Origin of the sequence: Bordetella sp., from assembly GCF_051960075.1 — a bacterium.
Classification (GTDB): Bacteria; Pseudomonadota; Gammaproteobacteria; order Burkholderiales; family Burkholderiaceae_B; genus Bordetella.
The window spans coordinates 59,726-66,864 of record NZ_JBQCER010000054.1; the positions used below are offsets into that span (position 1 = coordinate 59,726).

Below are 7,139 nucleotides of genomic sequence, written 5' to 3' on the forward strand. Positions count from 1 at the left end.
CCGACGCGCCGAGGCGCGTCGGACGCAAAGAACGTGTGGCGGGTTGGCCTAACCCGGAATCAGCTGATCGTATATCGCGCTGGCCAGGCGCTGCAGCTGTGACGCCGGCAGATCGCCGTTCAGGGCGCAGCCATAGCCGCGATCCACCCAGTAAAAAGCCGTGCCGTCGGCGGACTTGACCGAACGGAAGGCGGTTTCGCGCGGAACGACGCCGCGCGGGAAGACCGCCACGTAGAGCGTGACGCGGCGGCCGTGCGCATCTTCGTACATGAACTGCGCGCGCGCGGCTTCGGCGCCGGCCCCGACTGCCGCGCCTTGGGCCGGTTCGCCGGGCAGGAGACGGCCTCCCAGCAGGTGAAAGCCCTGGCTCTGCAGGTCGGGCGCTGCCAGCGGGCGGCCTAGGCGATGACTGAGCCATTGAACGAGATGGGTCTTCTCTTGCGCCGTCACTTCCACGGGGTGGCGCACCTCGGGGGCATAGACCGTGTAGGCGACTGTCGCATCCTGCACGAATTGCGGCGTCGCGGCGGCCAGGGCGGCCGGCGCATGCGAGAGCTGCTGCCAGGCCTGCATGCCGGCGGCGCCCATGACGGTGAGCAGCACGGCGGCGGCGGCCTGCGCCCAGGGGTTCCAGCGGGACCTGCGCCGCCGCATGACGGTCTGGATGAGCGCCTCGGGCGTGGCGCCCGGCTCGGCGGCGCGATGCAGGCGGCGCAGCGCCATGCGCTGGGCTTGCCAATGAGCCATGCGCACCGCGGCGTCGGGAGGTTGCTGCAGGTAGCGCAGCACGGCCGCGACCCTCGCGGCGTCGAGCTGGCCGTCGACGAAGGCGTGCAGTTCGTCGTCGCTGGACGCGGCATCGATCTCGGTCATCGTTTCACCAGATGCAGGGGGGCGGGCGCGTCGGTATCGGTCGCGCCGCTCATGGATAGCCGGACCGCTTCGCGGGCGCGATGCAGCCGGGACATGACCGTGCCGATGGGGATCTGCAGGATCTCCGCGGCTTCGGCATAGGTGTACTCCTCCACGCTCACCAGGAGCAGCGCGGTGCGCAGCGTGGGCGAAAGCCTGGTCAGCGCACGCTCCAGGTCCATCAGGTCGGGGGCTAGAGCGAGCGGCTCGTGAGACGGGCCGCTCGCTTCGTCCAGGACATCGTGATCATCGTCGCGGCCCTGGCTGCGCACACGGTTCAGATAGAGGTTGTGCATCAGCGTCATCAGCCAGGCGCGCAGCGCCGTGCCCGGCTTCCAAAGCGACCATTTGACGCAGGCGCGTTCCAGCGTGTCCTGCACGAGGTCGTCTGCGCTGGCCGCGTCGCCCGCCAGCAGGCGGGCATAGCGGCGCAGCGCCGGAATATGGGCGAGAACCTGCTCAACGCCCTCGGCAGACGGCACGGCAGCCTTAGGGCTTGATGATGTGCCAGACGCCGGCCACGCCGTCGCCGGTCTTGTCTCCGGCGGCCTTGTCCTTGACCCAGTAGTACACGGGCATGCCCTTGTAGGCCCATTGCTTGGCGCCGTCGTCGCGGGTGATCACGGTCCAGGCGCCTTCTGCCTTGGCGCCGGCCGGCGCCATGAAGGGCGGCCAGGCGGCGGCGCATTTGCCGTTGCAGACGCTCTTGCCGCTGTTCGCGGCGTCCTTGTCGAAGGTATAGAGGGTCATGCCTTTGTCGCCGACCAGCACGCCGTTGCTGGCCATGCCGGGGGCCGCCAGCGCATGGCCGGCGATCGTCAGGGCAGCGGCGCCCAGGATGGAAAGAGTGAGTTTGCGAACCATATGGCCTCCGTTGGGTGGGTTCATTGGAGTGAACACCGGGAACCTGTGTTTTATTCCATTTGGCGGCTCGGAAGGAAGCGCGTCCGCACGGCGTCGGAAACATGATCGCAATGAGTCGGGCGAACCCGGCGCACACCAGGTCGAGCAGAAAATTGCAACATGCCTATTGAAAATTCCGCCGGAAAACCTATTTGGGATTTCACTCAGGCAGCCGCGCCATCGGTACGGCGCGCTGCGTGTTTCGATTTGTTTGCCCAGGGTAGGGCAGACGGACTGGAGCGCGTAGGCCGGTCCGTCTTCCTATTTGTTTGAAGGAGGAAATGACCATGAGCGAAGTCTATTTCGGAACCGACCTTTTCAGCGAACTCGACCGTCTGCAACGCCAGATGGCGGGGCTGTTCGGCGGATTCCCTTCCAGCATCCGTTCGGGGCGTTCCGGCGCCTTCCCGCAGATCAACATCGGCTCGACAGACGACTCGATCGAGATCGTTGCGTTCGCGCCGGGGATCGATCCGAAGAGCCTGGACCTGTCCATCGATAAAGGATTGCTGACCATCAGCGGCGAGCGCGGGGGCCTGCAACCGGAGGCGGCAGGCGAGGACGCGCGAACTTATGCGCAGGAGCGGTTCGTGGGCGCCTTCCGGCGCGTCATCGAGCTGCCGCAGCAGGCCGATCCCGACAACGTCGTGGCGCGCTACGTCAACGGCTGCCTGACGGTGAGCATCGGCAAGCAAGAGGCGTCCAAGCCGCGGGCCATCAACGTTCAATGAATCCGTCGAACACCGAGGAGCACATCATGAATGACACGACTCAACTCGCTAAAAAAGACGAATCGGCAGCGGTGCGGCGCGAAAACGACTCGTCGCAACGCCAGATTACGTTGATGCCGCCCGTGGACATTATCGAGAACAGCCAGGGAGTTACGCTGTGGGCCGATCTTCCGGGCGTGACGAAGGAGCGGCTCGACGTGAAGGTGCACGACGGCAATTTATACATCGAGGCGCAAGCCGTCGTGCCTACCCCGGCAGGATTGCGCCTGCAGCATGCAGAAATCCGCCAGCCTCATTTCGCGCGGGCTTTTTCGCTGGGAGCCGACTTCGACGCATCGAAGATCGACGCAAACCTGAAGGATGGCGTACTGAAGCTGACCATACCGCGCCGCGACGAAGCCCGGCCGCGCCGGATCGACGTGCGCACGGACTGACGGCGGCAAGCGGGCGTGGGCCGCGCCCGCCCCTATGCGGCGACCGGACCGTCCGCGATTCAGGTGCGGACGGTCCGAAACCTGGGTCGGCGATTGGCGACTGGCCTGCTGCCGCGGGTCTACAGGCCGACCAGTCGGCGCAGAGCCGGGCTGCGCTGCACGCCCGCCATCCGCGCGGCGACGCCGTCGAGCCCGCAGACATACCCCGCGCGCCGGATCATCAGCCAGGCGATCACCGCCGCGATGATCAGATGTTCGTCGACGATCAGGTAGTTGGGATTGTCGATGTACGGAAAATTCATGTGCGCAGTCCAGTAGAGCAGCATGATCACGATGGCGAAAGGGCCGCTTGCGCGCACCAGCAGGCCGCTGATCAGCGACAGGCCGATCAACAGATGGCCGTATTCCACCAGGAATGAAATCAGCGGCAGCGCCGATGACTGCGCCAAAGCGCCGTAAACGGGGTGAAAGGTCTTGGTTGCCGCCAGGAATTTGCCGACATAGGCGCTGTCGCCGTAGTGGTGGATGGCTGCCCACAGAAACACCCAGCCGACCATTACGCGCAGGATCACGATAACGAATCGCTCCGCCGCGTTATTCGAATTTGCTTGTGACATGGCTTGATCTCCGGTTGCCTGTGACGGACAAGCTAATCGGATTTTCGGCGGGAGAGGGCGAGGCTGCTTGCTTTTGCTTGACGCGGATCAAGACTTCGCGGGTTCCGTGGCCTTGCGCGCCGAATTCGTCCGACCATCCACTCGGACAGTTGGAAGCAGAAAAGCAAAAAGCCCCGATTTCTCGGGGCTTAAGCTTGGGTAGTGCAGCAAAGCTTTGGCGGAGCGGACGGGGCTCGAACCCGCGACCCCCGGCGTGACAGGCCGGTATTCTAACCAACTGAACTACCGCTCCGCAGCGGTATTGCGTCACAACGTAGCGGATGCTGGCAGATCAATCGATATTGGCGATATCGAGTGGCGTCCCCACGGGGATTCGAACCCCGGTACTCACCGTGAAAGGGTGATGTCCTAGGCCTCTAGACGATAGGGACACGGACTTTTCAGCATCTTGCTACTCTCTTCGCTTTCGACTGGTGGAGGTAAGCGGGATCGAACCGCTGACCTCTTGCATGCCATGCAAGCGCTCTCCCAGCTGAGCTATACCCCCGGTGCCTGACTTTGCACGCCTGGTTTTTAGGCCCGGCTGCTTCGTTTCGGTTTTTGCCGTTGGCGAAGAAACGAGATTATGCATGAGTTTTTTGGGGTGTGCAAGTTAAGGGATTTGACGACTCAGATCAGCAGCTCGGCGACGGCGACAGGGGCCTCGCGCATCGCATTGTGGGCGGTCGGTATGTCGTGGACACGCCACGCCGGATCGGCTTGAAGCCGGGCGCGCAGTCCGGCGAACGGCGTCGCGTCTTCCCATCCGGAGCAGTAGATGAAATCGCGCCGAGGCACTTGGTCTACTGCGCCGGTGAGCCGGATCGTTTGCACGAGAGAAGCCAAAGGATGAGGGCGTCGGCGAAGATCGCCGCCGTTCGGAGCGCGGAACGGCGGTCGGACGGCATACCCGGTGTCCGCTGCGCCGGCCACGAACGACTGCCGGTAACTCTCGGTAGTCAGCGACCAGCACGACTCGCCGTCGCGCGGAACATAGGCATCGAGATGGACCAGGCGCGAGATGCGGCCGCCCGCGCGGTCGGCGGCGGCGGATATCACCATGCCTCCGTAGCTGTGTCCGACCAGCGTCGCATCCGTGATCCGGGCTCGGTCCAGGAGATTCAGAACGTCGTCGGCGTGCGTGTCCAGATTGGCGCTCGCCACCACTGCGGCTTCGTCGTCGGGCCGCAACCCTGTCAAGGTCAGGGCGTGCACGGTATGCCCGGCGCGCTGCAGCAGCGGGGTCACGCCTTCAAACGCCCAGGAACCGTGCCAGGCACCGGGCACGAGAATAAACGTTGCCATGGAAATCTCCTTTTGAGTCATTAGGCTCGGATCGTTCCAGTTCATCATTTCTGGGTATGGCTTGCCACTGATAGACTGACAATCTATGCCCATAGGCCGCCAATCATCCCGTTCTGCAGTCGTGACGTCGCGTACGTGGCCGTCCGGCGGACGACACCTGTGGCTATCGGGCGCCTCCAGTTCGGCGCAGTCGCACAAGCGCGGGCATCTGGTGTATGCGGCCACCGGCGTCTTGACGGTCCACACCGACCGCGGCACTTCGGTAGTCCCGGCCAACAGAATCGCGTGGACTCCCGCCGGGACCACGCACTGGCACCGCGCCCACGGCGACACGGACATGCGTATCGTCTTTCTCCCGCCTTCTTTGGCCAGGCGCGTACCGGATCGGCCGGCGGTATTTCTGGCGACCGGCCTTGCGCGCGAAGTCCTGCTCGCGCTGACCGGTCCGCACAATGACGATCGCGCTGCGCCGGGCTACGGCAGATCCGCCCGCGCCCGACTCGTCCAGGTTCTGGTCGACGAACTCAGAGAGACTCAGGAGCAGTCGCTATACCTGCCGCAGCCGCGCGATGATCGCCTGCGGGCCATCGTGCGGATTCTGTCCGAAGCACCGCACGACAATAGCGCGATGGACGATCTCGGCAAGACGGTCGGCGCCAGCTCCAGAACCCTTAGTCGGCTGATACGAAGCGAACTCGGCATGACCTTCTACGAATGGCGTACGCATCTGCGCATCGGCCACGCACTCGTGCTTCTCGCGCAGGGACACGACGTCACTCAGACCGCGTACGCCTGCGGTTGGGCCAATCCCAGCGGTTTCATCGCCGCGTTCACGGGCATTGTCGGCAGTACGCCGGGGCGATATCAGGCCGGCCGCGGGAGCGCGAAGCGTGATTCCTGATTCGACGTCGATCGTCAGCGTTCGGCGCGCCGCCGCCAGGCGCAAGCGCCGGCGGCCAGCAGGATCGCGGCGATAAGCGCCACGATCGGCAGGTCGCCGAGGCGCGCGTAGGGCGTCAGGCCCCGCATGCCCTGCACGGTGACGGCCAGCACGCCGACCGTATGCGGTGCCAGGCGCGACAGGACGCGGCCCTGAGCGTCGATGGCCGCCGTGATACCGGTGTTGGTGTCGGTGATCATGGGGCGCGCCGTTTCCAGTGTGCGCAAACGGGCTATCTGCAAATGCTGGCGTAAGGCCCAGGTGTCGCCGAACCAGCCCAGGTTGCTGATGTTGACGAGCAAGGTCGCGCCCGGTTCGCCGTCCATAGGCTGCAGGGCGGGCAGCAGCGCGGGGCCGAACAGATCTTCGTAGCAGATGTTCAACGCGAGCTCCTGGCCGGCGATCGCGAAGGGTTTTTGGCGCCGCGCGCCGCGATTGAAATCGCCCAGCGGAATGTTCAGCATGCGGATGAACCAGTGAAAACCCGGCGGGACGTATTCGCCCCAGGGCACGAGATGGCGCTTGTCGTAGCGTTGCGCGGTGCGCCCACGCAGCAATGCATCGAGCGGCGTGTCGGCGGTCAGGCCGATGGCGCTGTTGGTGTAGCGCGCGCGGCCCGATGGGTCGATGGTGTGCAGCGGCACGCCCATGATGATGGCGGCGTGCTGGCGCGCCGCCACATCGCGCCATGCGTCCCAGATCTGCGGCGGCAGCTGATCCTGGAAGACCGGCAGCACGGTCTCGGGGAGGATGATCACATCGGGGGCGGGTTCGCCTCGGGCGGGCGGGAGTCCGGCCAGTTCGAAGTGCCGCTGCAGTCCTTGCCGGATCAGGGCGGGATTGAATTTGTCCGATTGCGGTACGTTGCCCTGCACCAGCCGCGCATTCAGCGGTTTGCCCACGGGTTGCGACCAGGCGATGTGGCGTAGCGGCCATCCCGCCAGCACCATGACCAGGGCCATGCCCGATGCGAGGATGGCGCCGCGCGCGGATTTGTTCGCGGCATGACCAGGCCATAGCCCGGCCAGCGCGGCGGCGGCGCAGGCTGCGATGAAGGCTATGCCGTGCACGCCCAGTATCGGCGCCCAGCCGGCGATGGGACTGTCGACTTGCGCATAGCCGATGTTGAGCCAGGGAAAGCCGGTGAGCACGGTAGCCCGCAGCCATTCGAAGAGGGTCCAGGCCGCAGCCCAGATCAGCACGGCGCGCCAGGGCGCTTGCCCTGGATCGGGGGTCAGCCTGCGCGCCAGCGCGCAAG

9 protein-coding genes and 3 tRNA genes are annotated in these 7,139 nt (G+C 65.2%); 3 read left to right on the forward strand and 9 right to left on the reverse strand.

All coding sequences use genetic code 11. The features are described 5' to 3' along the window. Positions 1 to 48: 48 nt before the first annotated feature. The 3 genes from ACTHJ1_RS08270 to ACTHJ1_RS08280 are packed head-to-tail and all read right to left on the reverse strand — an operon-like array spanning position 49 to position 1,776. Positions 49 to 873 carry an anti-sigma factor family protein gene (locus ACTHJ1_RS08270; protein WP_440190457.1) on the reverse strand — a complete coding sequence of 275 codons (825 nt, stop codon included), beginning with the start codon at positions 871 to 873 and terminating at the stop codon, positions 49 to 51. Then, the gene (locus ACTHJ1_RS08275) at positions 870 to 1,394 is read right to left on the reverse strand and encodes an RNA polymerase sigma factor (protein ID WP_440190460.1); all 525 of its coding nucleotides are present in this window, start codon (positions 1,392 to 1,394) and stop codon (positions 870 to 872) included. The genes ACTHJ1_RS08270 and ACTHJ1_RS08275 overlap by 4 nt, the downstream gene beginning before the upstream one ends. A gap of 7 nt (positions 1,395 to 1,401) precedes the next feature. After that, positions 1,402 to 1,776 carry a COG4315 family predicted lipoprotein gene (locus ACTHJ1_RS08280; protein ID WP_440190463.1) on the reverse strand — a complete coding sequence of 125 codons (375 nt, stop codon included), beginning with the start codon at positions 1,774 to 1,776 and terminating at the stop codon, positions 1,402 to 1,404. Positions 1,777 to 2,102: 326 nt separating this feature from the next. Between ACTHJ1_RS08280 and ACTHJ1_RS08285 the strand changes: the two genes are divergently transcribed. After that, the gene (locus tag ACTHJ1_RS08285) at positions 2,103 to 2,546 is read left to right on the forward strand and encodes an Hsp20/alpha crystallin family protein (protein ID WP_440190466.1); all 444 of its coding nucleotides are present in this window, start codon (positions 2,103 to 2,105) and stop codon (positions 2,544 to 2,546) included. Between the two features lie 26 nt (positions 2,547 to 2,572). Then, positions 2,573 to 2,980 carry an Hsp20/alpha crystallin family protein gene (locus tag ACTHJ1_RS08290; protein WP_440190469.1) on the forward strand — a complete coding sequence of 136 codons (408 nt, stop codon included), beginning with the start codon at positions 2,573 to 2,575 and terminating at the stop codon, positions 2,978 to 2,980. Between the two features lie 119 nt (positions 2,981 to 3,099). Here ACTHJ1_RS08290 and ACTHJ1_RS08295 read toward each other — a convergent pair whose 3' ends face one another. The 5 genes from ACTHJ1_RS08295 to ACTHJ1_RS08315 form a co-directional block, all read right to left on the reverse strand. Further along, positions 3,100 to 3,597 carry a DoxX family protein gene (locus tag ACTHJ1_RS08295; protein WP_440190472.1) on the reverse strand — a complete coding sequence of 166 codons (498 nt, stop codon included), beginning with the start codon at positions 3,595 to 3,597 and terminating at the stop codon, positions 3,100 to 3,102. A gap of 215 nt (positions 3,598 to 3,812) precedes the next feature. Beyond that, positions 3,813 to 3,889: transfer RNA gene (locus ACTHJ1_RS08300), tRNA-Asp, on the reverse strand. Positions 3,890 to 3,952: 63 nt separating this feature from the next. Next, positions 3,953 to 4,028 (reverse strand) — tRNA-Glu (locus tag ACTHJ1_RS08305). Between the two features lie 40 nt (positions 4,029 to 4,068). After that, positions 4,069 to 4,144: transfer RNA gene (locus ACTHJ1_RS08310), tRNA-Ala, on the reverse strand. 122 nt (positions 4,145 to 4,266) lie between these two features. Next, positions 4,267 to 4,941 carry an alpha/beta fold hydrolase gene (locus ACTHJ1_RS08315; protein ID WP_440190474.1) on the reverse strand — a complete coding sequence of 225 codons (675 nt, stop codon included), beginning with the start codon at positions 4,939 to 4,941 and terminating at the stop codon, positions 4,267 to 4,269. A gap of 121 nt (positions 4,942 to 5,062) precedes the next feature. On the opposite strand from ACTHJ1_RS08315, the gene ACTHJ1_RS08320 reads away from it, so the two are divergent. Next, positions 5,063 to 5,842 carry an AraC family transcriptional regulator gene (locus ACTHJ1_RS08320; protein ID WP_440190477.1) on the forward strand — a complete coding sequence of 260 codons (780 nt, stop codon included), beginning with the start codon at positions 5,063 to 5,065 and terminating at the stop codon, positions 5,840 to 5,842. A gap of 14 nt (positions 5,843 to 5,856) precedes the next feature. On the opposite strand, the gene lnt is transcribed toward ACTHJ1_RS08320, so the two are convergent. Next, on the reverse strand, positions 5,857 to 7,139 hold a 1,283-nt coding region (gene lnt, locus ACTHJ1_RS08325), incomplete at its 5' end, for an apolipoprotein N-acyltransferase (RefSeq protein ID WP_440190480.1).

What these genes read in the sequence shown, in the direction of transcription:
- ACTHJ1_RS08295 (WP_440190472.1), bottom strand. Translation starts at nt 3,597, where the DNA reads ATGTCACAAGCAAATTCGAATAACGCGGCGGAGCGATTCGTTATCGTG.
- ACTHJ1_RS08270 (WP_440190457.1), bottom strand. Translation starts at nt 873, where the DNA reads ATGACCGAGATCGATGCCGCGTCCAGCGACGACGAACTGCACGCCTTC.
- ACTHJ1_RS08280 (WP_440190463.1), bottom strand. Translation starts at nt 1,776, where the DNA reads ATGGTTCGCAAACTCACTCTTTCCATCCTGGGCGCCGCTGCCCTGACG.
- ACTHJ1_RS08290 (WP_440190469.1), top strand. Translation starts at nt 2,573, where the DNA reads ATGAATGACACGACTCAACTCGCTAAAAAAGACGAATCGGCAGCGGTG.
- ACTHJ1_RS08285 (WP_440190466.1), top strand. Translation starts at nt 2,103, where the DNA reads ATGAGCGAAGTCTATTTCGGAACCGACCTTTTCAGCGAACTCGACCGT.
- ACTHJ1_RS08315 (WP_440190474.1), bottom strand. Translation starts at nt 4,941, where the DNA reads ATGGCAACGTTTATTCTCGTGCCCGGTGCCTGGCACGGTTCCTGGGCG.